This window comes from Streptomyces sp. NBC_00454 (assembly GCF_041434015.1).
In the GTDB taxonomy this organism is placed as follows: domain Bacteria; phylum Actinomycetota; class Actinomycetes; order Streptomycetales; family Streptomycetaceae; genus Streptomyces.
Genome location: NZ_CP107907.1, coordinates 2,222,754 through 2,246,042 on the forward strand (window position 1 = coordinate 2,222,754; position 23,289 = coordinate 2,246,042).

General features: G+C 72.5%; 19 protein-coding genes and 1 pseudogene. 13 read left to right on the forward strand and 7 right to left on the reverse strand.

Annotation, left to right across the window (positions count from 1 at the left end):
* Positions 1–59: 59 nt before the first annotated feature.
* Positions 60–1,421 carry a type I glutamate--ammonia ligase gene (gene glnA / locus OHU74_RS10300; RefSeq protein WP_267757824.1) on the reverse strand — a complete coding sequence of 454 codons (1,362 nt, stop codon included), beginning with the start codon at positions 1,419–1,421 and terminating at the stop codon, positions 60–62.
* A gap of 184 nt (positions 1,422–1,605) precedes the next feature.
* On the opposite strand from glnA, the gene OHU74_RS10305 reads away from it, so the two are divergent.
* From OHU74_RS10305 to OHU74_RS10320, 4 genes are all read left to right on the forward strand, one after another.
* Positions 1,606–2,040 (forward strand): hypothetical protein, encoded by a 435-nt coding sequence (locus OHU74_RS10305; RefSeq protein WP_371615606.1) that lies wholly within the window; start codon positions 1,606–1,608, stop codon positions 2,038–2,040.
* Between the two features lie 56 nt (positions 2,041–2,096).
* A complete protein-coding gene (locus OHU74_RS10310) occupies positions 2,097–2,747 on the forward strand; it encodes a DUF3105 domain-containing protein (protein WP_371615607.1) in 651 nt (216 codons plus the stop codon).
* An 86-nt stretch (positions 2,748–2,833) separates the two neighbouring features.
* On the forward strand, positions 2,834–3,523 hold the full coding sequence (locus OHU74_RS10315; protein ID WP_371619633.1) for a DUF305 domain-containing protein: 690 nt from the start codon (positions 2,834–2,836) through the stop codon (positions 3,521–3,523).
* A 161-nt stretch (positions 3,524–3,684) separates the two neighbouring features.
* Entirely contained in the window at positions 3,685–4,104 is a 420-nt protein-coding gene (locus OHU74_RS10320; RefSeq protein WP_371615608.1) for a CBS domain-containing protein, read from the forward strand.
* Between the two features lie 6 nt (positions 4,105–4,110).
* On the opposite strand, the gene OHU74_RS10325 is transcribed toward OHU74_RS10320, so the two are convergent.
* Together OHU74_RS10325 and OHU74_RS10330 are read right to left on the reverse strand one after the other, a co-directional pair.
* Positions 4,111–5,010, reverse strand: coding sequence for an alpha/beta fold hydrolase (locus OHU74_RS10325; RefSeq protein WP_371615609.1), 900 nt, complete (start codon positions 5,008–5,010; stop codon positions 4,111–4,113).
* Positions 5,007–5,663 carry a DUF998 domain-containing protein gene (locus OHU74_RS10330; RefSeq protein WP_371619634.1) on the reverse strand — a complete coding sequence of 219 codons (657 nt, stop codon included), beginning with the start codon at positions 5,661–5,663 and terminating at the stop codon, positions 5,007–5,009. The genes OHU74_RS10325 and OHU74_RS10330 overlap by 4 nt, the downstream gene beginning before the upstream one ends.
* Before the next feature lie 205 nt (positions 5,664–5,868).
* On the opposite strand from OHU74_RS10330, the gene OHU74_RS10335 reads away from it, so the two are divergent.
* From OHU74_RS10335 to OHU74_RS10350, 4 genes are all read left to right on the forward strand, one after another.
* Entirely contained in the window at positions 5,869–6,369 is a 501-nt protein-coding gene (locus tag OHU74_RS10335) for a hypothetical protein (RefSeq protein ID WP_371615610.1), read from the forward strand.
* Positions 6,370–6,459: 90 nt separating this feature from the next.
* Entirely contained in the window at positions 6,460–8,148 is a 1,689-nt protein-coding gene (locus OHU74_RS10340) for a multicopper oxidase family protein (protein WP_371615611.1), read from the forward strand.
* Positions 8,149–8,332: 184 nt separating this feature from the next.
* Positions 8,333–9,592 carry a DUF4190 domain-containing protein gene (locus OHU74_RS10345; RefSeq protein WP_371615612.1) on the forward strand — a complete coding sequence of 420 codons (1,260 nt, stop codon included), beginning with the start codon at positions 8,333–8,335 and terminating at the stop codon, positions 9,590–9,592.
* A gap of 58 nt (positions 9,593–9,650) precedes the next feature.
* Complete coding sequence (locus OHU74_RS10350) at positions 9,651–11,405, forward strand: NAD+ synthase (protein WP_371615613.1); 1,755 nt, start codon at positions 9,651–9,653, stop codon at positions 11,403–11,405.
* Between the two features lie 17 nt (positions 11,406–11,422).
* On the opposite strand, the pseudogene OHU74_RS10355 reads toward OHU74_RS10350, so the two are convergent.
* Positions 11,423–12,368 (reverse strand): annotated as a pseudogene (locus OHU74_RS10355) (endonuclease/exonuclease/phosphatase family protein); the annotation flags it as partial.
* Between the two features lie 425 nt (positions 12,369–12,793).
* On the opposite strand from OHU74_RS10355, the gene panB reads away from it, so the two are divergent.
* The 3 genes from panB (at position 12,794) to OHU74_RS10370 (ending at position 15,624) form a co-directional block, all read left to right on the forward strand.
* Positions 12,794–13,654 carry a 3-methyl-2-oxobutanoate hydroxymethyltransferase gene (gene panB, locus OHU74_RS10360; RefSeq protein WP_371615614.1) on the forward strand — a complete coding sequence of 287 codons (861 nt, stop codon included), beginning with the start codon at positions 12,794–12,796 and terminating at the stop codon, positions 13,652–13,654.
* Between the two features lie 87 nt (positions 13,655–13,741).
* Positions 13,742–14,776: an ATP-binding cassette domain-containing protein gene (locus OHU74_RS10365; RefSeq protein WP_371615615.1), complete on the forward strand. Its 1,035-nt coding sequence runs from the start codon at positions 13,742–13,744 to the stop codon at positions 14,774–14,776.
* The gene (locus tag OHU74_RS10370) at positions 14,773–15,624 is read left to right on the forward strand and encodes an ABC transporter permease (protein ID WP_330296144.1); all 852 of its coding nucleotides are present in this window, start codon (positions 14,773–14,775) and stop codon (positions 15,622–15,624) included. The genes OHU74_RS10365 and OHU74_RS10370 overlap by 4 nt, the downstream gene beginning before the upstream one ends.
* 57 nt (positions 15,625–15,681) lie before the next feature.
* Here OHU74_RS10370 and OHU74_RS10375 read toward each other — a convergent pair whose 3' ends face one another.
* Positions 15,682–19,074, reverse strand: a complete 3,393-nt coding sequence (locus tag OHU74_RS10375) for a BTAD domain-containing putative transcriptional regulator (protein WP_371615616.1) — start codon at positions 19,072–19,074, stop codon at positions 15,682–15,684.
* Between the two features lie 60 nt (positions 19,075–19,134).
* Between OHU74_RS10375 and OHU74_RS10380 the strand changes: the two genes are divergently transcribed.
* Positions 19,135–19,947 carry a site-2 protease family protein gene (locus OHU74_RS10380; RefSeq protein WP_371615617.1) on the forward strand — a complete coding sequence of 271 codons (813 nt, stop codon included), beginning with the start codon at positions 19,135–19,137 and terminating at the stop codon, positions 19,945–19,947.
* 8 nt (positions 19,948–19,955) lie between these two features.
* On the opposite strand, the gene OHU74_RS10385 is transcribed toward OHU74_RS10380, so the two are convergent.
* Positions 19,956–20,138, reverse strand: a complete 183-nt coding sequence (locus OHU74_RS10385) for a hypothetical protein (RefSeq protein WP_371615618.1) — start codon at positions 20,136–20,138, stop codon at positions 19,956–19,958.
* Positions 20,139–20,366: 228 nt separating this feature from the next.
* On the opposite strand from OHU74_RS10385, the gene OHU74_RS10390 reads away from it, so the two are divergent.
* Positions 20,367–22,382 carry a TerD family protein gene (locus tag OHU74_RS10390; protein ID WP_371615619.1) on the forward strand — a complete coding sequence of 672 codons (2,016 nt, stop codon included), beginning with the start codon at positions 20,367–20,369 and terminating at the stop codon, positions 22,380–22,382.
* 67 nt (positions 22,383–22,449) lie between these two features.
* On the opposite strand, the gene npdG is transcribed toward OHU74_RS10390, so the two are convergent.
* Positions 22,450–23,166 carry an NADPH-dependent F420 reductase gene (gene npdG, locus OHU74_RS10395; RefSeq protein ID WP_371615620.1) on the reverse strand — a complete coding sequence of 239 codons (717 nt, stop codon included), beginning with the start codon at positions 23,164–23,166 and terminating at the stop codon, positions 22,450–22,452.
* Positions 23,167–23,289 lie beyond the last annotated feature (123 nt).

Here is a 23,289-nt window from a genome sequence, read left to right on the forward strand (position 1 = left end):
AGGCCCCGCCCCCAACCCGGGAGCGGGGCCTCGCACGTACATCGGCAGCGACGGACCGGCTACAGCACCGGCATCATCTTGCGGAGCTCAAAAGCGGTGACCTCGCTCCGGTACTCCTCCCACTCCTGCTTCTTGTTGCGGAGGAAGAAGTCGAAGACGTGCTCGCCGAGGGTTTCGGCGACCAGTTCGCTGCGCTCCATCAGGGCGATGGCCTCGCCGAGGTTCTGCGGGAGGGGTTCGATGCCCATCGCGCGGCGTTCGGCGTCGGAGAGGGCCCAGACGTCGTCGTCGGCGCCGGCCGGGAGTTCGTAGCCCTCCTCGATGCCCTTGAGGCCCGCGGCCAGGAGGACGGCGTAGGTGAGGTAGGGGTTGGCGCCCGAGTCGATCGAGCGGACCTCGACGCGCGAGGAGCCGGTCTTGCCGGGCTTGTACATCGGGACGCGGATCAGGGCCGAGCGGTTGTTGTGGCCCCAGCAGATGTACGAGGGGGCCTCGCCGCCCGAGCCGGCGGTGCGGGAGGAGCCGCCCCAGATGCGCTTGTAGGAGTTGACCCACTGGTTGGTGACCGCGGCCGTTTCGGCGGCGTGGCGCAGGAGGCCCGCGATGAAGGAGCGGCCCACCTTCGAGAGCTGGTACTCGGCGCCCGACTCGTAGAAGGCGTTGCGGTCGCCCTCGAAGAGGGAGAGGTGGGTGTGCATGCCCGAACCCGGGTACTCCGAGAAGGGCTTCGGCATGAAGGTGGCCTGGACGCCCTGTTCGAGGGCGACCTGCTTCATCACCAGGCGGAAGGTCATGATGTTGTCGGCCGTGGAGAGGGCGTCGGCGTAGCGCAGGTCGATCTCCTGCTGGCCCGGGGCGCCCTCGTGGTGGCTGAACTCGACCGAGATGCCCATGGATTCGAGCATCGTGATCGCCTGGCGGCGGAAGTCCATGCCCACGTTCTGCGGAGTGTGGTCGAAATAGCCGGAGTTGTCCGCGGGGGTCGGGCGGGTGCCGTCGAGCGGCTTGTCCTTCAGCAGGAAGAACTCGATCTCGGGGTGGGTGTAGAAGGTGAAGCCGAGGTCGGAGGTCTTGTTCAGGATGCGCTTGAGGACGTAGCGGGGGTCCGCGTACGACGGGGAGCCGTCCGGCATCAGGATGTCGCAGAACATCCGGGCGGTTCCGGGGGCCTCCGCGCGCCACGGCAGTATCTGGAACGTGCTCGGGTCCGGCTTGGCGATCATGTCGGATTCGTAGACCCGCGCGAACCCCTCGATCGCCGAACCGTCGAAGCCGATCCCCTCGTCAAAGGCCTGCTCCAGCTCCGCCGGCGCGACCGCGACGGACTTGAGGAAGCCCAGTACGTCGGTGAACCACAGGCGCACGAAGCGGATGTCGCGCTCCTCGAGCGTCCGGAGGACGAATTCCTGCTGCTTGTCCATACCTTCATCCTCGCAGTTCAGACGGGCTGTGCACCACCATCCCGGAGACCGGGGGCACATCCGGGGCACAGTCGGGCCGGCCCAGTATCGCCAGCGGTGGTTTCCGCCAGATTACGCACCCCGGGAAGCCCGCGGCACCCCCGGACTGACCTTGGACCCGTCATGAGCATTACCATCTGCGCCCATGGGGGGCCGGAAGCACGGGGAGCGGGGACGTCAGCGACGTCCGCTGCCCCGGCGCGCCGTCCTCCTGATGGCCTTCGGGATGCTGGCCGGCGCGGTGTTCCTGTGCGCACGGCCCGCCGCCGGTACGGGGCACGCGGCCACCGAGTACGCAGCCACGGGCCGTGCGGCCACGGCCCACACCACGGCCCACACCGCCGCCCACCGGCCGGGCGCCGCGCAGCGCGTCTTCTGCGTGTCGCCGCACGACCTGCCCGGCTGTTCCCCGCTCTCGCACGTGACCCCGGGCGTGCTGCCCCCGCCGCCGCCCGCCGTGGCGACGGCGGGCGGCGCGGCCGCGACCGCGGCACGGGTCTCCGGCGAGGGGCGGGTCCGGCCGCCCGCAGCGCTCGCGCGCGGCCCCGACCTGCATGTGCTCCAGGTGCTGCGGACCTGACGGGTCCGGCTCCGGCGAATCTCCTCCACCCCCCTCAGCAGAAGGAACCAGGGCACATGGCCAGCAACAGGACCGACAACAACTCCCGCCAGGCGCGCATAGCCGAGATGCGCCGGGCCGACAGGGCGAACGACCGGCGCAACAAGGCCATCGCGATCACCGTCTCGGCGGCCGTCGTCACCAGCCTGATCGGCTTCGGCGCGTGGGTGATGATCGACCAGCAGAACAAGAAGGACGCGAAGGTGGCGGCCGCCAAGGCTCCGGTCGACGGCGAGCGGAACTGGGACGTCAAGACGCTGGGCCGCAAGCACGTGGAAACCCCGGTGAAGTACGAGATGAACCCGCCCGTCGGCGGCGACCACAACCCCCGCTGGATGAACTGCAACGGGGACGTCTACAAGAACCAGCTTCCCGAGGTGAACGCGGTCCACTCGCTCGAACACGGCGCCGTCTGGGTGACGTACAACGAGAAGGCCGACAAGGCCGACGTCGAGAAGCTCGCCGGGACCGTCAGCAAGACCCCGTACACGCTGATGAGCCCCGACAAGGAGCAGGCCGGCACGATCATGCTCAGCGCGTGGGGCAAGCAGCTGACCGTGGACAAGGCGGACGACCCGCGGGTGGCCCAGTTCTTCACCAAGTACGTCCAGGGCCCGCAGACCCCCGAGCCGGGCGCGGCCTGCACGAACGGGCTGGCCGACAAGTGATCCGCAAGGCGGCCGGCAGCGGCGGCGGTACCGGTGGCGGCACGACCCGTACGTACTGGGTCGCGGGCTCGGCCGTGGGCCTCGCGCTGCTCTTCGCGGTCGGCGCCACCGTCGCCGCCGCGAGCGGGGACGAAGGCGCGGGCGGATCCGGTGGCGGCTCCTTGGCCGGTACGTCCTCCCGTGCCCCGGCGCTCTACTCCGCCGACGCGGGCTTCGCCCGGGACATGTCCGTGCACCACCAGCAGGCGGTGGAGATGTCCTTCATCGTGCGCGACCGCACGAAGGACGAGGCGGTACGCAGCCTCGCGTACGACATAGCCAACACGCAGGCCAACCAGCGCGGCATGATGCTGGGCTGGCTGGACCTGTGGGGGCTGCCGAAGGTGGTGGCCGACGAGCCGCCGATGTCGTGGATGGAGACGGGATCGGGGTCCGGATCCGATGCCTCCATGTCCGCCATGCCCGGCATGGAGGGGATGGCGGGGCACGACATGGGCGGGGCCGTGACCAAGCCCGGCGCCCTGATGCCCGGCATGGCCACCAAGGAGGAGCTGGCCGCGCTGGGCTCCGCCGAGGGCCGCGACGCCGAGGTGCTCTACCTCCGGCTGATGACCGAGCACCACAAGGGCGGCGTCGCCATGGCGAAGGGGTGCGCCGCGCAGTGCCGGACCCCCGCCGAGCGGGCGCTGGCCGAGGGCATGGTGGCGGCGCAGCAGTCGGAGCTCGCCCTGATGGCCGACATGCTGAAGCAGCGCGGGGCCGAGCCGACAGGGTGAGGTGACGGCGCGGGCGGGCAGCGGCCCGCCCGCGCCGTCACCCGTACGGCCCTGCGCCGACCCCGTCGGGTCGCGTGGGCCGAACGGCCGAACGACGATGGGGACGCCGAGGCGGGCGCACCCGCGCCCGGCCGCTACGGCGTGCTCAGGAGGTTTACGCGATGACCACCGCCGGAGAGATCATGCACCCCGGGGCCCAGTGGATCCCCGCCACCGAGACCCTCGACCGGGCGGCTCAGCTCATGGCCCGCCTCAACGTGGGCGCACTGCCCATCAGCGACGCCAGCGAACGGCTCTGCGGCATCCTGACCGACCGCGACATCGTCGTGGGCTGTGTGGCCAAGGGGCACGACCCGTCGAAGATCACGGCGGGCGACATGGCCAAGGGCACCCCGCGCTGGATCGACGCGGGCGCGGACGTCTCCGAGGTGCTCCACGAGATGCAGGGCCACCAGATCCGCCGGCTCCCCGTCATCAAGGACAAGCGGCTGGTCGGCATGATCAGCGAGGCCGATCTGGCCAAGCACCTGTCCGAGGAGCAGATAGCAGGCTGGGCGGAAGCGGTCTACGCCAAGGGCTAGACCGCCCTAGACCGCCCTAGGTCGCTCCAGGTCGCTCCAGGTCGCCCTGGACCCTGTCGGCTCCGGTGCGCCGAGGACCGCCCGTGCCACCTGGTGCGGGCGGTCCAGCATGACCAGGTGGCCCGCCGGGTCCGCGACCTCGAAGCGGGCGCCGATCCGGTCGGCCAGCTCCGCCTGACGGGCCAGCCAGGCCAGCGCCGGGCCGCGCGCGGTGCCGTCGTAGCCGGCCAGGACGGTGGCCGGCACGGTCAGCGGGTGCTCCGCGCGCAACGCCAGCACCTCGGCGGCGACGTCCGGGTAGCGGGAGTTCTCCAGCAGGATCCCGCGCCAGACGCGGCCGGTCCGGTAGCAGCGGCGTACGAGATCGGGCGCGGCCGGGTCCGCGCCGCCCGCGCGGGAGCCCCGTACGGCGGCCCGCCGGGCCGTCGGCCCCAGCGCGGCGGGCACTCCCGCGGCGGTCAGGGCCACGCCGAGGACACGCGCGGCGGCGGTCCGCACGGACGCCGGGAGGACGGTGCGGGGGCGCTCCTCGACGCTGCCGTCGACCAGTACGACGGCCGCGGTGCGCCCCGGGTACAGCCGGGCGAAGGCTTCGGCGTGGAAACCGGCGATGGAGTGCCCGGCAAGGGTGACGGGGACCCCGCCCAGTCCCAGCGCGTCCAGCAGCCCGGCGATCCGGTCGGCCTCTCCCGCGGCGCTCGGCGGCCGGGCGGCGGGGGCGCTGAGCCCGTGCCCCGGCCGGTCGAAGCGGATGACGGTGCGGCCGGCGGCGACGAGCAGCTCGGCCACGGAATCCCAGTCGAACCAGGCCATGGCGAGCCCGGCGCTGAGCACCACGGGCGGACCGCTGCCCTCGACCACGACGTGCAGCGGTACTCCCCCGACGCGCACGAACACACCGGTCACGTGCGGCGCTCCTTGTGTACGGAGTAGGCGAGCAGGCCGAGCCACACGGCCACGAACAGCACCTGGAGCCGCTGCCCCGCACCGAGGGCCCAGGTGCCGTGCCCGGCGGTGAACATGGCGATGGCGGCCAGGGTCCAGACGGTGGCGGCCAGCTCCAGCCCGACGAGCGCGGGGCCGAACCGGGCGAGCGGGGCGAAGCGGCTGTAGCGGCGGGCGGCGACCGTGAGGGCCACTATCCCGACGAGCGCGCCCGTCATCGCGAGGCTGCTGCTGATGGCATGGGCCTGATGGGTGGCGGGGACCAGTCCGGCGGTCTCCCGGGCCGCGCACACGGGGTCCACGGTCGGCGCGCAGCTGAGCGGCAGCCAGGCGTCGGCGGCGGTGGACGCGCCGAAGAGGGTGACTCCGGCCCAGCCGGTGACGGACCAGAAGCGGCGGGATTCGGCGTGCCGCGGGAGGCGGGCCAGGGCCAGGAGGCCGCCGAAGAAGGCGAGGAGGCCCGCGGTGAAGTCGGTGGCCCGGAACAGGCCGCCGAGCGGCTGGTCCTGGGCGGCGAGTTCGCTGACGTACGTCTCGATGGGGTTGAGGCCCGTGGAGAGCACGACTTCGAGGACCCACGCGGTGTAGGCGGCGGCGCCGAGGCCGATGAGCAGGGCTACGGCGCGGGCTCCGGCCGTCGGCGTTCCTGGCCTCGGCGCTCCGGCCCTCGGCGTTCCGGCGGGGGAAGGACTGCTGTTCACGGACTTCCAGGACTTCACGGCTTCAAGAACAGGCCTTTACGGACATAGTCGGACTAATCCTAAACACGGCCGGGCCCGGTCCTACGATCGGATACCCACCCCGGGTAGGGTTCCGCCCATGACGCGCCCTGCCCTGCGTACCGAGCGAGAAGCTGTCCGGTGGACCCGGCTGCTCCTGCTCGCCGCGCTGCTGCTGGGCATCGTGAGCATGCACACGCTGGGCCATCCGACTCAGGCCCACGCCATGGATGACGTACCGGCCGTCCGTTTCGTTCCCGCGGCCGGACACGCGCCCTCCGGATCGGCGCCGGACCACACCACCGCCGCCGCACACTCCGCCACACATGCGACGGCCCCGGAAACGGCCGCGGCGGAGCTCCCGGAAACGGCCTCCCCCGTCGCCGCCGAAGCCCCGCGCCCCCACACCGGCATGGACCCCATGTCGGTGTGTCTCGCCGTGCTCGGCGCGCTCACCCTGCTGGTCCTCGGAGCCGGACTGGCCGGCCCGCGCCGTGCCGCGCCGCTCGGGGGCGCGGCCCGTGCGCCGGGCCGGTCGGGCGGTCCGGACCCGCCGCCGCCCCGCGAACTCCTCACCCTGCTGGCGGTGCAGCGCGTATAGGCCGGGCCCCGTCGTCGCCCCCGCACGTCCGCGGGGCGGCGGCAGACGGTGCCCACCTGCCCGCGCCACGCCATCACGAGGTGTTCCGCCATGCGTTCCCCCTTCTCGCCCACTTCCTCCCCGAACCCGAACCCGAACCCGTCCACGTCTCCAACCCCGCCCCCGTCCCGCCGCGCCGTGCTCGGCGCCGGCGCGGCCCTCGCCGGCTCCGGGCTGCTCGCCGCCTGTTCGGGCTCCGGATCCGGCATGGCCGGCATGGACCACGGCTCCGGCTCCATGGACGGCGGCTCCTCCCGCGCCACCCCCGGCGGCTACGTGGACCCGGCCGGCCCCGAAGTCCGGGCCGCCGAGGCCGCCCGCAAGGCCACCGGCCCGCGCACCGAGGTCCGGCTGACGGCCACCGCCACCCCGATCGACCTCGGCGGCGGCCGTTCCGTGCGCACCTGGGCGTACGGGGACCGGCTCCCCGGCCAGGAAGTGCGGGTCACCGCGGGCGGCACCCTCGCCCTGACCCTGGCCAACAACCTCCCGGAGGCCACCTCCCTGCACTGGCACGGCCTGGCCCTGCGCAACGACATGGACGGGGTCCCGGGGCTGACCCAGCGGGACGTCGCCCCGGGCGGCTCGTTCACCTACGAGTTCGCCGTCCCGCACCCGGGGACGTACTGGTTCCACCCCCACTCCGGGGTCCAGCAGGACCGCGGGCTGTACGCGCCGCTGATCGTCGAGGACCCCAAGGAGCCCCTGTCCTACGACAAGGAGTGGGTGGTGGTCCTGGACGACTGGCTCGACGGGGTGGACGGCTCCACCCCCGACTCCGTGCTCGCCGAGCTCCGCAAGGGCATGGACATGGGCTCGGGGGGCGGCGGCCATGCGGGCCACGGCTCCATGAACATGCCCGCCGCCCCCGCGAGCCCCTCGGCCCCGGCCTCCGGCGGCCCGTCCCGGGTGCTCATGGGCGGCGACAGCGAGGTCCTCGGCAAGGACGCGGGCGATGTCGCGTACCCGCACTACCTGGTCAACGGCCGCACCCCCGAGGACCCTTCGGTCTTCACCGCCCGCCCCGGCGACCGGATCCGGCTCCGCATCGTCAACGCGGGCGGGGACACCGCCTTCCGGATCGCCCTGGGCGGCCACGAGCTGACGGTCACCCACACCGACGGGTTCCCGGTCGAGCACACCTCGGCGCGCTCGCTGCTCCTGGGCATGGGCGAGCGGTACGACGTCCTGGTGACGGCGGGCGACGGGGTGTTCCCGCTGACCGCGCTCGCCGAGGGCAAGGGGGAATCAGCGTCGGCGCTCGCGCTGCTGCGCACCGGCTCGGGGGCGGCGCCGACCGCCGCGACCCGGCCCGCCGAGCTGTCCGGGCGGCCGCTGACGGCGGAAGGCCTCAAGGCCGCCGGGCCGGTGGCGCTCGCCGCGCGCGAGCCGGACCGTACGGTGCGGATCAAACTGACCGGCGGCATGTCCAAGTACGACTGGGCCTTCGACGGCAAGCCGTACGCGCCGGACCAGCGTCATCCGGTGAAGGCCGGGGAACGGGTCCGGCTGGAGTTCAACAACTCCACAACGATGTGGCACCCGCTCCACCTGCACGGGCACACCTTCGCGCTCGGCGGCGGGGCGGTCGGGGCCCGCAAGGACACGGCGGCGATCCTGCCCGGCGGAAAGCTGACGGTGGACTTCGACGCCGACAACCCCGGCCTGTGGATGGTGCATTGCCACAACGTCTACCACTCGGAGGCCGGGATGATGACGGTCCTCGGCTACCAGCGCTAGGCACCGCCCGCCCGGTACCGGGCCGGTACCGGGTGGGCGCCGCGCGGGAAACGGGCGCGGCGCCGGCGCCCCGCCGGGCCCGGCGGGCCCGCACCCTGCCGAAATGCCCGGCGCACCGGCGCGCGTCCATGACAGGCTGGTGATCGTCACGCGCCGCTTGCGAACTGAAGGACTTCCCGCCGGTATGAGCACCCCGCCGAACCAGCCCAGCACCCCGTCCGGCCCGCCGACGGAGCCCGCGGGCGTCTCCATACCCGAGGCGGCATCCATACCGGCGCCGGCGCAGCCCCTGTCGCTCACCAAGCCCCCGGCCGAGGCGGCGGCCCCGGCCGATGCGCCGGCAGCCCCGGCGGCCCCGGCGGCCCCCGAGGCCCCGGCCGACAGCCGGCCCGAGGCACCCGCCGAGGCCCCGGCCGCGCCCGCCCAGGCGCCCGCCGCCGAGCCCGCCGCAGCAACGGCCCCCGCCGCCGCACCGGCTCCGGCACCGGCCCCGGCCCCCGCTCCGGCCCCCTTCGCCCCGGTCAGCCCCGCCCCGTCGGCCGCCCCCGCGGCGCCCGCGTACGCAGCCCCGTACGGCGCCCCCGGCCCGGGTGCACCCGGCGGCCCCGGCGCCCCGGCCAACCCCTGGTCCGCGCCCACCAACGGCGCCTACCCGGCGGCGCAGTTCGGCTACCCGGCTCCCCCGCCCCCCGCCAACGGCATGGCCGTGGCCGCCCTGGTCCTCGGCCTGCTCGGCATCGTGGTCGGGCTCATCCCGTTCCTCTTCTGGGCCGGCGCCCTGCTCGGCGTGACCGGCCTCGGACTCGGCATCGCGGCCGTCGTCCGGTCCCGCTCCGGCGCCCCGCGCGGCACGATGGCCGTGGTGGGCACCGTCCTCGGCATCGTCGCCATGGGCGCATCGGTCGGCGGCTACTTCCTCACCCAGGCCCTCGTCGGCAAGCTCGACGAGTCGATCTCCGAGGGCCGCTGGGACGAGGACACCTACCCGAGCGCCCCGGTCTACCCCAGCACCCCGGCGAAGCCGACCCCCTCCCCCTCGCCGACCCAGAAGCCCGGCATGACCAGCGCGCTGCCCTTCGGTGAGACCTTCACGTACCCGAGCGGGGTCCAGGTGAAGCTGTCGGCGCCGAAGAAGTACGTCACCGACAGCGAGTACATCAAGGTGGGCAACGCCGTTCAGGTGACCCTCACGATCACCAACAACTCGACCGAGACCCTCGAAGTCATCTACTCGGTGCCCAACCTCCGCGACGAGCAGGGCCTGGCCGGCAAGATGGTCTTCGACGGGGACATGCCGAAGATGGTCAAGGGCGACATCCTGCCGGGCGCCTCGGCGACGGGAGTCATCGCCTACGAGGTCCCCAAGGGCACCGCGAACCTGACCGCCGACATCACCCCGGGCGGCCGTCTGCCCTCCGTGAAGTACGCCGGTCCGATCGGCTGAAGCCGCTGAACCGGCGATGTCCAGGACATCGCGTCAGAAAGACGATTAGAGTGGCTCCGTGCCTCAACTTCGTCTCGCTCTGAATCAGATCGACTCGCATGTCGGCAACATCGCCGCCAACGCCGACTCGGTCGTGCACTGGACCCGGCACTCCGCCGAACAGGGCGCCCACCTGGTGGCGTTCCCGGAGATGATGCTGACCGGGTACCCCGTCGAGGACCTCGCCCTGCGCGGTTCCTTCGTCGAAGCCTCCCGTACGGCGCTGCGCGAACTCGCGGAGCGCCTCGCGGCCGAGGGCCTCGGCGACCTCCCGGTCGTCGTCGGCTACCTCGACCGTACGGAGAAGGCCGCGCCCAGGCTCGGCCGCCCGGCGGGGTCCCCGGAGAACGCGGCGGCCGTCCTGCACGGCGGGAAGGTCGTCCTGCGCTTCGCCAAGCACCACCTCCCCAACTACGGGGTCTTCGACGAGTTCCGCTACTTCGTGCCGGGCGACACCCAGCCGGTCGTCCGGGTGCGCGGGGTCGACGTGGCCCTGGCCATCTGCGAGGACCTCTGGCAGGAGGGCGGGCGCGTCCCCGCCACCCGGTCCGCCGGGGCCGGGCTGCTGATCTCGATCAACGCGTCCCCGTACGAGCGCAACAAGGACGACCTGCGCCTCGAACTGGTGCGCAAACGCGCCCAGGAGGCCGGCTGCACCCTCGCTTACCTGGCGATGATCGGCGGCCAGGACGAGCTGGTCTTCGACGGCGACTCCATCGTCGTGGACTCCGCGGGAGAGGTCATCGCGCGCGCCCCGCAGTTCTCCGAGGGCTGCGTGCTGATCGACCTCGACCTCCCCGCCGCTTCGGCCACCCCGGTCGAGGGCACCGTGGACGACGGCCTGCGCATCGACCGCATGATCCTCTCCGAGGAGCCGGTGGAACCGTACGAGGCGGTCGTGACCGGCGGCTACGCGGAGCGCCTGGACGACGACGAGGAGATCTACGACGCCCTGGTCGTGGGCCTGCGCGCGTACGTCCGCAAGAACGGTTTCCACTCGGTCCTGATCGGGCTCTCCGGCGGCATCGACTCGGCGCTCGTGGCCGCCATCGCCTGCGACGCGATCGGCGCGCAGAACGTGTACGGCATCTCGATGCCCTCGAAGTACTCCTCGGACCACTCCAGGGGCGACGCCGCCGACCTGGCCGAGCGGACCGGGCTGCGGTTCCGGACCGTGTCGATCGAGCTGATGTTCGACGCCTACATGGGATCGCTGGGCCTGACCGGGCTCGCCGAGGAGAACCTCCAGTCCCGGCTGCGCGGCACCATGCTGATGGCGGTCTCCAACGAGGAGGGCCACATCGTGCTGGCCCCGGGCAACAAGTCGGAGCTGGCCGTCGGCTACTCCACCCTGTACGGCGACTCCGTGGGCGCGTACGGCCCGATCAAGGACGTCTACAAGACGGACGTCTTCCGCCTGGCGGAGTACCGCAACCGGGCGGCGGCCGAGCGCGGCGAGACCCCGCCGATCCCGGAGAACTCCATCGTGAAGCCGCCGAGCGCCGAGCTGCGCCCGGGGCAGGTGGACACGGACTCGCTGCCGGACTACCCCGTCCTGGACGGGATCCTGGACCTCTACGTGGACCGCGACCAGGGCCTGGAGGCGATCGTCGCGGCCGGCTACGACCGCGAGCTGGTCGCGAAGACCCTGCGGATGGTCGACACGGCGGAGTACAAGCGCCGGCAGTACCCGCCGGGCACGAAGATCTCCGCGAAGGGCTTCGGCAAGGACCGCCGGCTGCCCATCACGAACGGCTGGCGCGAGCAGGCGTAGCCCCCCGCCCTACGGGGCTACGGCTTGACCGTGACCCGGGCGGCGATCGGAAGGTGGTCGCTGCCCGTGCGGGGCAGCGTCCAGGAGGCCTCCGGGGTGACCCCGCGGACCAGGATCTGGTCGATGCGGGCCATCGGGAACTGCGCGGGCCAGCTGAAGCCGAAGCCGTCGCCGGACGCGCCCTGGGTGGAACGCAGCTGCGAGGTGACCTCGGACAGGGCCCGGTCGTTGACCGTGCCGTTGAGGTCGCCGAGCAGGACGACCCGCTTGAGCGGTTCCGCGGCGAGCGCGGCGCCCAGGGCGTCGGCGCTGTTGTCGCGCTGGTTGGCGGTGAAACCGGCGTTGAGCTTGACCCGGACCGAGGGCAGGTGCGCGACGAAGGCCGCCACCTCCCCGTTCGGGGTCCGGACGGTGGCGCGCATCGCCCGGGTCCAGCCCATCTTGATGTCGACGGGCTGGCTGGAGACCAGCGGGTACTTGCTCCACAGGCCGACGGTGCCTTCGACCGCGTGGTACTCGTAGGTGTCCGCCAGGGCCTTCTCGTAGACGGGGACGGCGCTGCCCTTGAGCTCGGTCAGGGCCAGGACGTCGGCTCCGGACTTGGCCATCGACGCGGCGGTGCCGGCGGGGTCGGCGTTGTCGGCGTCGACGTTGTGGGTGGCGACCGTGAGGTTGCCGCCCGCGCGGGCCTTGTCGGTGACCAGGCCGCCGAAGAGGTTCACCCAGACGGCGGCGGTCAGCAGTATCGCGATGAGGGCGGTCGCGGACCTGCGGAAGACCGCGGCGGCGAAGAGGACGGGGACTGCCAGGCCCAGCCAGGGCAGGAAGGTCTCGGTGAGGCTGCCGAGGTTGCCGATGTCGTTGGGCAGCTCGGCGTGGAAGAGCATGACGAGGCAGAGCAGCACCGCGAGGGCCGCCAGCACGATGCCGCGGCGCCAGATGCCGCGGTCGCCCCGCAGATCGGCCAGCCGGCGCGGGAAGCCGGTTCGGGAGGGCTCGGGCTCCGAGCCGTCGCTCCCCATCTCCGTCTTGTACGCCTGTGCCATGCCACTGCCCTCGCTGCCGTGCTCGCGCTCCGTCCCCGCCTCTTGACCCTAGGCGATATGCGGAGCGTTCCGTGCCGATTGTCTCGGCCGTACGTCCGGGAGGACGAACGGGCGAGCGGCCGAGGTTCCGGTTGTCACGAAACGCGCACATTGGCCGGTACGGACCGGGCGTGCGCCGGGCGCGGGCCCGGAGCGGCCCCGGAGCCGGCCTGGAGTGTGACGAACGGCGGACGAACCGGGCTTCGTGGCACTTCCCCGCCGGGCCGGACGAGTGCCACCATGGTGGGTGAGTCCGGGGACGCCGTAAGGGTGCCTCGAGATGAACATCAAGGAGCAGTTGCAATGACGCATGCCGTTTCGCCTGCCCGCGAAGCCGCCTCCGCCACGCTGTACGGAGGCACGGGCACCCGGCGCATCACCGTCCGCGACCTCACCCTCGCCAAGGAACGCGGCGAGAAGTGGCCCATGCTCACCGCCTACGACGCGATGACCGCGTCCGTGTTCGACGAGGCCGGCATCCCGGTCATGCTCGTCGGCGACTCCATGGGCAACTGTCACCTCGGCTACGAGACCACCGTCCCGGTCACCATGGACGAGATGACCATCCTCTCGGCGGCCGTCGTACGGGGCACCAGCCGGGCCCTGATCGTCGGCGACCTGCCGTTCGGCTCGTACCAGGAGGGCGCCGTACAGGCCCTGCGCAGTGCCACCCGGCTCGTCAAGGACGCCGGGGTCGGCGCGGTCAAGCTGGAGGGCGGCGAGCGCTCGCTGGCCCAGACGGAGCTGATCGTCCAGTCCGGCATCCCGGTCATGTCCCACCTGGGTCTGACCCCGCAGTCCGTGAACGCCATGGGCTACCGGGTCCAGGGCCGCGGCGACGAGGCCGCGCACCAGCTGCTGCGCGACGCGAAGGCGGCACAGGACGCGGGTGCCTTCGCGGTGGTGCTGGAGCTGGTCCCGGCCGAGCTGGCCGCCGAGGTCACCCGGTCCCTGCACATCCCGACGGTCGGCATCGGCGCGGGCTCGGAGTGCGACGCCCAGGTGCTGGTGTGGACGGACATGATGGGGCTGACCAGCGGAAAGCTGCCGCGCTTCGTCAAGCAGTACGCGAACATCCGCCAGACCATGGGCGACGCGGCCAAGGCCTTCGCCGAGGACGTGGTCGGCGGAACGTTCCCGCAGGCGGAGCACGCCTTCCACTAGTGGGACAGTCCGACCGACAGCCCGCCGACACCCTTGTCGGCGGGCTGTCGGTCGGCTGTCGGTGCTTTGTCAGTGGCCGGTGGTCCCATGGTGGACATGACGCGAAACGACAACATTCCCCCGAACGGCTCGCACGCCGTACAGGTGCGGGGGCTGGTCAAGCACTACGGCGAGACCAAAGCCCTCGACGGTGTGGACCTCGATGTCCGCGAGGGCACCGTCCACGGGGTGCTCGGCCCCAACGGCGCCGGCAAGACCACCCTCGTGCGCTGCCTGTCCACCCTGGAGGTCCCCGACTCCGGCACGGCCTTCGTCGCCGGGTACGACGTGGTCCGCCAGCCCCGGCAGCTGCGCCGCACCATAGGCCTGACCGGCCAGTACGCCTCGGTGGACGAGAAGCTCTCCGGCCGGGAGAACCTCTACATGATCGGCCGGCTGCTGGACCTGTCCCGCAAGGACGCCAAGGCCCGCGCCGACGAGCTGCTGGAGCGGTTCTCCCTCACGGAGGCCGCGAAGAAGGCGGCCATGCACTACTCCGGCGGCATGCGCCGCCGGCTCGACCTGGCCGCCTCGATGATCGGCAGCCCGGCCGTGCTCTACCTGGACGAGCCGACCACCGGTCTCGACCCCCGTACCCGCAACGAGGTCTGGGACGAGGTGCAGCGGATGGTCGCCGAGGGGGCCACCGTCCTGCTCACCACCCAGTACATGGAGGAGGCCGAGCAGCTCGCCAGCGAGCTGACGGTCGTCGACCGCGGCAAGGTCATCGCCAACGGCAAGGTCGACGAGCTGAAGGCCCAGGTCGGCGGCCGCACGCTGAAGATCCGCCCCGTCTCCTCCGCCGATCTGCCGGGCATGGCCCGCTCCCTCGCGGAGGCCGGGCTCGACGGGATCGCCGGCACCCAGGCCGTACCCGACGAGGGCGTCCTGCTGGTCCCGATCCTCAGCGACGAGCAGCTCACCGCGGTGGTCGGCCTGCTGGCCGCCCGCGGGTACCCGATCGCGGACCTCGGCACCTACCTGCCCAGCCTCGACGAGGTGTTCCTGGCCATCACCGGCCAGAAGCCCTCCTCGACCGAAGACCGTATCCCCACCGAGCAGACCGAGGAGGTCGCGGCATGAGCACCGTAACCACGACGAAGCCCAGCGCCCCCGCGCCCTCCAGGGCGCAGCGCACCGTTCCGGACGGCGAGGGCCGGATCGGCCTGCGGGCCAACCTGCGGCACATCGGCGCCCTGGTGCGCCGCAACGCCCTGCAGATCAAGCAGGACCCCGAGTCGATGTTCGACGTCCTGTTCATGCCGATCATCTTCACGCTGCTGTTCGTGTTCGTCTTCGGCGGCGCGATCTCCGGCAAGGGCAACCAGGCGGAGTACGTCAACTACGTGGTGCCCGGCCTGATGGCCATGATGGGCATGAACATCGCGATGGGCGTCGGCACCGGCGTCAACGACGACTTCAAGAAGGGCGTGATGGACCGCTTCCGGTCCATGCCGATCGCCCGGTCGTCCGTGCTCATCGCGAAGATCGTGGTCGAGATCGGCCGCATGATGGTCGCCATCGCGATCCTGCTCACCGTGGGCTTCATCCTCGGCCTGTCGATCAAGACCTCGGTCCTGGACCTGTTCCTGTCCATCGGCCTGGCGGCGGTCTTCGGCGCCTCGCTGATGTGGATCTTCATCCTGCTCGGTCTGACCATGAAGACCGCGCAGGCCGTCCAGGGCATGGCGATGCTGGTCCTGATGCCGCTGCAGTTCGGCAGCTCGATCTTCGCCCCGCCGTCCACGATGCCCGGCTGGTTGCAGTCCTTCACGGACTACAACCCGCTGTCCAACCTGGCCGACGCGGCCCGCGGGCTGATCAACGGCGGCCCGGTCGGCCACTCCGTCCTGATGACCCTGGGCTGGTCGGTGGCGATCACCGCGGTCACCATGCCGCTGGCCATCCGCAAGTTCCGCCAGAAGACCTGATCCGGGCGGTCCGTGCGGATCGCGTCCCGGACGGGCCGTGAGAACAGAGGGACCGGATCAGACGAGGGCGGCGGCCTCCTCCATCGTGAGGCGGCCGCCTTCGGCGTACGCGGACTCGTACGCGGCTTCGCCCAGCGCGGCCCGCGCCCGCCCCGTGGCCCGGGCGGCGCATTCGCGTTCCATCCTGACGGGCACGTGGGCCGTCGGCAGATGGGCCCGGTAGGCCCCGAGCAGCAGGGCCGCCGACCGGGCGTGCTCCTCGCCGCCCAGACCGGCGTGCGCGTCGGCCGCGGTCATCAGGTACACGGCCCGCATCTGGGGAGCGACCATGGCGGCGAGCGGATCCTCCACCGCCTCCAGCGCCTTGCGGGCCTGGCCCAGGGCGTCCTCGTACCTGCCCTCCTCGATGTCCAGCCAGGCCAGGATGCCCATCAGGAAGGCGTCGAAGAGGGCGTAGGCCCCGAACGCGAACTCCTCGCGCAGGTTCTGGATCTGGGCGCGGGCCTCGGGGATCCGGCCGGTGAAGCCCAGCCGGGTCGCGAGGAACATCCGGGCGGCGGGCATGGCCTCGTTGCCGTAGCGCTGCGGGGTGTTCAGGATCCCGGTGAGGATCTCCTCGGCCAGCGCGCCGTCGCCGTTCTCCAGGAGGGCCCCGGCCATGCGGACCCGAAGGACCGTCACCTGGGCCTTGGCGCCGAGCCGTTCGGCGTGCACGACGGCCGCCCGGTAGTCCTCGGCGGCCAGGGTGTGCTCGCCGCTCTTCTCACGGGCTTCGGCGCGGGCGGAGAGGGCTTCCGCGCAGCCCCAGTCGTCGCCGAGCTCCTCGAAGAGGGCCAGGCTCTCCTCGGCGTCCCGGGCGGCGTTGCCGGCCCAGTCCGCGCGGTTGGCGAGGATGTTGGCGCGCAGCTGGAGGGCCGAGGCCAGTTCCCAGGGGTGGCCGAGCCGTCGGGTGGTGCCCACGGTTTCGTCGACCACGCGGCGGAGCAGCTGCGGATCCCCGAAGAGCATGACGGCGTACATCCACAGCCCGCCGGGGTTGCGGCAGATCTGCGGCAGGCCGGGGCTGTAGACCTCGATCATGCCTTCGATCCGGAGCCGGATCGAAGGCGCGTACCAGCTCTCGTTGTTCTGGTCGCGGGCGGCGAGCTGGATGAGGCGGACGCCGCGCCAGCCCTCGGTGAGGAGCTCCCCGGTGTACGGCGGAGGGCTGTCCACGATCTGTTCGTACACGGGCTTCGCGGGGACGGCGGGCGGCAGGAAGGGGTCCGGGCCGAAGGCGCCGGCCGCGTTGGACCAGTGCCGCATCTCGGTGCGCAGATCGTGCATGTGCCAGTACCAGTACAACGAGTGGATCAGGCAGAGCACTTCGCCCTCGTCGCGCAGGCCGACGGCCCGGCGCAGGGCGGTACGCAGGTTCTCGTACTCGGTGGCGAGCCGCTGGGCGGCGGCCCGCTGGCCGCGCACGCGCAGCTGCGGGTCGGTGGCGCGGGCGAGTTCGCGGTAGTGGACGAGGTGGCGGCGCTCGGTGGCCTCCTGGTCCCCGGCGGCCGCGGCGAGCCGCTCGGCGGCGTACTCGCCGACGGTCTCCAGGAGGCGGTAGCGCATGCCGCTGCCGTCGGGGCCGGGGGCGGCGACGACCAGGGACTTGTCGACGAGGGAGCCCAGGAGGTCCGCGACGTCCAGGTCGTCGTCCTCGGCGCAGACCGCCTCCGCGGCCGTCAGATCACAGCCGCCCGCGAAGACCGACAGGCGGCGAAGGACCGTGCGCTCGGGCTCGTCCAGGAGGTCCCAGGACCAGTCGACCACCGCCCGGAGGGTCTGCTGACGCGGCAGGAGGGTGCGCGAACCACTGGTCAGGAGCCGGAAGCGGTCGTCCAGACGGTCCGCGATCTGCCGCGGAGTCAACAGCCGCAGCCGGGCCGCCGCCAGCTCGATCGCCAGCGGCAGACCGTCCAGGCGGCGGCAGATCTCCACGGCGGAGGCCGGATCCTCGTCGATGGTGAACCCGGCGCGGGCGGCGGAGCCGCGGTCGTCGAGCAGGCGCAGCGCGACGGGGTCGGGCAGCGGTTCCACGGGGCGCAGCAGCTCGCCGGGCACGCCGAGGGGTTCGCGGCTGGTCGCGAGGATCTGTACGCCGGGGCAGTGGGTGAGGATCCGCTCGGCGAGTCCCGCGGCGGCCTCGATCACGTGCTCGCAGTTGTCGAGGATCAGCAGCATCCGACGCCGTGCGCAGTGCTCCGCGAGCCGGTCGAGGGCACTGTCCCCGGCGCGGTCGGTCAGGACCCGCATCTCCTCGGCGGAGGCACCGCGCAGCTTGGTCTCGCGGGCTCCGAGCGCGGCGAGGGCCGCCTCGGCCACGTCTTCGGCGACGTCTTCGGCGAGGTCTTCGGCAGCCTCCGCGGCCTCAGCGGAGTCGGACTCGCCGGCCGGACCGTCGATGGGGGCCAGCTCCACGAACCACACCCCGTCGGGCCAGCCGTCCCCGGCATGGGCTTCGGCGGCCTCCTGCGACAGCCTCGTCTTCCCGGCCCCGCCGGGTCCGAGCAGCGTGACGAGCCGGGCCCGCGCGAGATCGGCCCCGATGACCCGGATGTCGTCCTCCCGGCCGACGAAGGTGGTCAGCCGCGCGCGCAGATTGCCCTGCCCGGCCGGTACGGGGCTCCCCGCGCGGGGCGCCGGGGCCGGGGGCTGGCTGGTCGGGGCCGGGGCCGGGGCGCGCATCGGGGCCGCAGCAGCGGCCGCCGGGCTCAGCAGGGCCGCGTGCAGGGTGCGCAGGGCCTGGCCCGGGGTGGTGCCCAGCTGGTCCGAGAGGTTGCGCCTGACCTCCTCGAAGGCGGCCAGCGCCTCCGCCGGGCGGCCCGCGTCGCGCAGCGCCCGGATCCGCAGGGCCTGCAGCGGCTCGTCCAGCGGCAGCCCGGCACACAGCGCGGTCAGCTCCGGCAGCGCGGCCTCCGCCTCGCCCAGCACCAGGGCCGCACCCAGCCGGCCCCGGCGCGCGTCCAGCCGTAGCGCCTCCCAGCGGGCGGCCTCCGCCGTCCGGTCGGGGAGGTCGTGCAGGGCCTCGCCGCGCCACAGCGCGAGGGCCTCGTCGTACAGGGCGGCCGCTTCGGCCGGGTCGTCGGCCGAGGCCGCCTGCCGCGCGAGCCGCTCGAAGCGGTAGAGGTCCACGTCCTCGCGGGCGGCGACGAGCAGGTAGCCCTCCTCCCCCGACCGCACGTGCTCGTGCCCCAGCGCCCGCCGCAGCCGGCCCACCAGCGCCTGGAGCGCGGCCACGGCATCGGCCGGCGGGTCCCCGTCCCACACCTCGGCGACGAGGGAAGCCGCGGGCACCGCCCGTCCCGGCCTCAGCGCGAGCGCGGTCAGGAGAGCGCGCAGCCGCGCTCCGCCGACGGGGAGCGTGCTCCCGTCGTCGCGGATGGCCTGGGTGGTACCGAGGATCGCGTAGCGCACCGGCCCATTGTCCCTGCCCCCGCGCCCCCTTCGGATCAGTCGGCGGGATAGGTTCGCCGCATGGGTCACCTGGGGAACCACAACCGTAGTCACGACCGCAGCGAGCGGCGGATCAGTCCCGTCTTCATCGGCATCTTCGCCGTCATGGCCGTGACCGGATGGGCGGTGTGGACGGGGTACTCGACCAGCACCGGGCTGGCGGTGTTCCTCTTCGTCACAGCCGCGTGGATCGTCTCCCTGTGCCTGCACGAGTACGCGCACGCCCGCACCGCCCTGCACAGCGGGGACCTCAGCGTCGGGGCCAAGGGCTACCTGACCCTGAACCCCCTCAAGTACACGCACGCGCTGCTCAGCATCGTCCTGCCGGTGCTCTTCGTGATCATGGGCGGCCTGGGCCTGCCCGGCGGCGCGGTGTACATCGAGCGCGACCGGATCGAGGGCCGCTGGCGGCACAGCCTCATCTCGGCGGCGGGCCCGCTGACGAACGTGGCCTTCGCGGTCGTCTGCACGGCCCCGTTCTGGCTGGACGCCCTCGACGGGGTCCCGCAGCCGTTCCGCTTCGCGCTCGCCTTCCTCGCCCTGCTCCAGGTCTCGGCGGCGATCCTGAACTTCCTGCCCGTGCCCGGCCTCGACGGCTACGGCATCATCGAGCCCTGGCTCTCCCACCGGGTACGCCGCGAGGTGGCCCCGCTGGCCCCGTTCGGACTGCTGGCCGTCTTCGCGCTGCTGTGGATCCCGGAGGTCAACGCGTACTTCTTCGACGTGGTGAACGGGCTGCTGTCCGCGCTGGGCGTGAGCGACCTGGAAACCTACTGCGGCCACAGCCTCTACCGGTTCTGGCAGGACGCCAACGGCTTCTGCAGCGCCGCCTGACGAGCTCGTCAGCCCGCGTTGCGCGCCTTGTCGATCTTCGCCTTGCGCACGTAGAACCAGGCCATGTTCGACGTGATGCCGGCCATCAGCACCCACACGATCCCGAGCAGGCTGCCCTCCACGAAGGAAACGACGGCCGCGGCCACGGCCAGGACGCAGAGGACAACGGCGAAGACGGCAAGGCGGGGCATGTCGGGAGCTCCTCGAAGGCACTGAAGCGGTTCAAGCCCCTCCAGTGTCCCCCATGCCCCGGCGTGCTCCCGTCCGGCTGTTTTCCGCCTTCTCGTGATCTTTTCCTCCGGCACGGTTTACGGTTCGCCGGGGGCGCACCGTACGTGCGGTGCCCGAAGACGCACAGACGCAGAGCCCGACCGCCTCGGTCCGCCATGGACGGTGCCGGGCCACCCGGGGGGAAAGAAATGCAGGAGATCACAAAGGGCGCCAACGTCAGCCTGACCGCCCTCAGCGAGGACGCCGGCGCGGTCGTGGTGAGCCTGAGCTGGACCAGCGCCTCGGGCGCCGGGGACGCCGACGTCTCCGTGCTGCTGCTGGACGCGAACGACAAGATCCGCAGCGAGAACGACTTCTACTTCTACAACAACCCGGCGGCGGCCGACGGCAGCGTGCAGCTGCTGGGCAAGACGCCGACCGACAGCGGCGACGAGGACCGCATCAGCGTGGACCTGACGGCGGTTCCCGAGGAGGTCGCCCGGATCGTCGTGGCGGCCAGCCGGTACGGCGGCGCCCGCTTCGGGGACCTCGACGATCTGCGGATGACGGTCGCGGACCGCTCCGGAGAACCGCTGGTCGGGTACTCGATCGACGACGCGGGCGTGGAGACGGCCTTCATCTTCGGCGAGCTGTACCGGCGCGGCGAGGAGTGGAAGTTCCGCGCGGTCGGCCAGGGCTACGAGTCCGGGCTCGCCGGCCTGGCCACGGACTTCGGCATTCCGGTGCTGGAGGAGGCCGAGGAGACGGAGCAGGACGAGGAGGCCGGGGCGGGCGAGGAGGCCGCGGCGGCGCCGGAGGCCGCGCAGCCGCCCGGGGAGGCCGGACCCATCCCGGCGCCGGATCTCGTACCGGCCGCCGCGGCCGTCGTACCGGCCCAGACCCGCGGCCGCGGCCCCCGTACGACGAGGAAGAAGGTCACCCTGCCCAAGGTGCCCAAGAACTCCCTCGCCGACAACGACTCCTGGAGCCAGGCCCGCCTGTTCCCCGTCCCCTCCCTCAAGAGCGACAAGGAGCGCGAGGTGCGCGCCACCTCCGTGCTGCTGTCGGTCATGGCGCAGGTACCGGAGTTCGGCCGCCGCCTCACCGCCGGGTTCGGCGCGCCCGCCGGCCGGATGCAGACCTTCACCGAGGTCTCCCTCCCGAACGGGGACACCCCGCGGCGTCCCGACGGGGTGATCCGGGTGGAACGCGCGGGCAAGCTGTGGACGGCGCTCGTGGAGACGAAGACGAACGGCAACCCGCTCAAGGCCGAGCAGATCCAGCAGTACGTGGACATCGCGACGCGCCGCGGCTACGAGGCCGTGATCACCCTCTCCAACGATGTGGCCCTCGAAGGCCGCGCCATGGTGGACGTGAAGGTCGACGGCCGCCGCAAGCACAAGGTCAGCCTCTGGCACCTCTCCTGGGCCGAAGTCGCCCACCAGGCACAGATGCTGATCCGGCACGAGGGCGTGGGCAACGCGGCGCACGCCTGGCTCCTGCAGGAGCTGCTGGAGTACCTCCAGCACGAGCAGTCGGGCTGCCATGGCTTTCAGAACATGGGATCCGCCTGGGTGCCCGTACGCAACGGCATCGAGGAGGAAACCCTCAGCCGGGGCGACGCGCGTGCCGTGGAGGTCGTGGAGAGCTGGGAGAAGCTCATCCGCCAGGTCTGCCTTCGCCTCGGCGGGGAACTCGGTCAGAAGGCGCTCCCCGTGCAGCGGGCCCGGCGGGGCAGCGATCCGCAGGCCAGGCGGGTCGCGGCGGCGGAGCGGCTGTGCGCCGAGGGGAAGCTCTCCGCGGAACTGCGCATCGACGGGACCAGCAGCGTCATCGCCGTGAGCGCCGATCTCAGGACCTCGAAGGTCCGTACGTCCGTGGACGTGCCGGCCCCCGAGGGCGCGTACCCGCTGGCCACGGTGAAGCGGCTGGTGCGGCTGCTCGCCGAGGCTCCGGCCGATCTGCACGTGGAGAGCCTGGTCGAGGCCGGGAACGGGCCGCGCGGCACCCTGGAGCGGCTGCGGCCGGAACCGGGTGACCTGCTGCCCGTCGACGGTTCGGCGGTCACCGGCTTCCGGCTGTCGCTGCTCAAGGGCATGGGCAGCACGCGCGGCAACACCGAGTCCGGGTTCATCCGCAGCGTGGACGATGCCGTGGACCGGTTCTTCCGGGGCGTGGTGGCCCACCTGGGCCCGGTCGAGGGGCGCGGCGGACGCCGGAGCTGACGGGCCCGCCGTACGAAGGCCCCCGCCGCGCTTGGCGGGGCCTTCGTGCGGCGGGGCGCGGGTGGGCTCAGACGTCCGTGACGCGCAGGCCCGCGTGGGCCTTGTAGCGGCGGTTGGTGGAGATGAGGTTGGCCACCAGGGACTCGACCTGGTGGGCGTTGCGCAGGCGGCCGGCGAAGACTCCGCGCATGCCCGGGATGCGGGCGGCCAGGGCCTGGACGATGTCCGTGTCGGCGCGTACCTCGCCGAGGACCATCACGTCGGTGTCGATCTCGTCGACCGACTCGTCCTGGAGGAGGACCGCCGAGAGGTGGTGGAAGGCCGCCGTGACGCGGGAGTCCGGCAGGAGGGCGGCGGCCTGCTGGGCCGCGCTGCCCTCTTCGACCTGGAGGGCGTACGCGCCCTGCTTGTCGAAGCCGAGCGGGTTGACGCAGTCCACCACGAGCTTGCCGACGAGGTCCTCGCGCAGCGATTCCAGGGTCTTGGCGTGGCCTTCCCACGGCACCGCGATGATCACGATGTCGCTGCGGCGCGCGCATTCGGCGTTGTCCGCGCCCTCCACCCCGAGGCCGAGCTCGTCGGCGGCGGTCTGCGCCCGGTCGGCCGCGCGGGAGCCGATGATCACCTTCTGGCCGGCCCGTGCGAGCCGGTAGGCCAGGCCACGGCCCTGGTCCCCGGTGCCGCCGAGGACGCCCACGACGAGGCCGGAGACGTCGGGGAGGTCCCACGGGTCCTTGGCGGGAGCCTTCGCGGGGGGCTGCTGCGTGCTGTCTGTGGAGGTCATGGGGGCGAGGGTAATGCCGGGACCCCCAGAGTCGAATGCGCGGTGGATGTGAGATCCACGGATGTCTACGGAGATCTACGGAGATCCCCTGGAGGGGGTGGATGGGGGGAACGGCTCCCGTAT